Origin of the sequence: uncultured Shewanella sp. (assembly GCF_947501225.1) — a bacterium.
In the GTDB taxonomy this organism is placed as follows: Bacteria; Pseudomonadota; Gammaproteobacteria; order Enterobacterales; family Shewanellaceae; genus Shewanella.
Window position 1 is genome coordinate 1 of record NZ_CANMUW010000049.1, and the last position, 437, is coordinate 437.

The following is a 437-nucleotide window of genomic DNA, read 5'->3' on the forward strand; positions in this document are numbered from 1 at the left end:
GTAATGGTCAATGTTTCGGTTAGCGACTCAGTGCCATCGGTGGCGGTATAGGTAAAGGCTACCTGAGCGGTTTCACCTACGGCGAGGGCTTGTGAATCATCACCATCGGCGACGAAGGAGTAGCTACCATCATCATTGATGGTCAGGGTACCGTAACTGTTGGTCAGCACGCCGGGTACACCGTCAGAGACAAGCTCTGTGGTGTCGGTAGCTGCGTCATAAATCTGCGAAACAGTTAAGACATCACTGTCGTCCGCATCGGTATCGTTGCTCAGCACACCTTGGCCGGCAGCCACAATTAAGGTGGCGTCTTCATCGACCTCACCGAAGTCAGGTGCGAGCTCGGGTACATCATTGGTGCCTGTGATGGTAATGGTCAATGTTTCGGTTAGCGACTCAGTACCATCGGTGGCGGTATAGGTAAAGGCTACCTGAGC

1 protein-coding gene is annotated in these 437 nt (G+C 53.3%); it reads right to left on the reverse strand.

Annotation, left to right across the window (positions count from 1 at the left end):
- Window positions 1–437 (reverse strand): Ig-like domain-containing protein (locus Q1B47_RS21850; protein WP_299798838.1); only part of this gene is annotated, 437 nt, incomplete at both ends.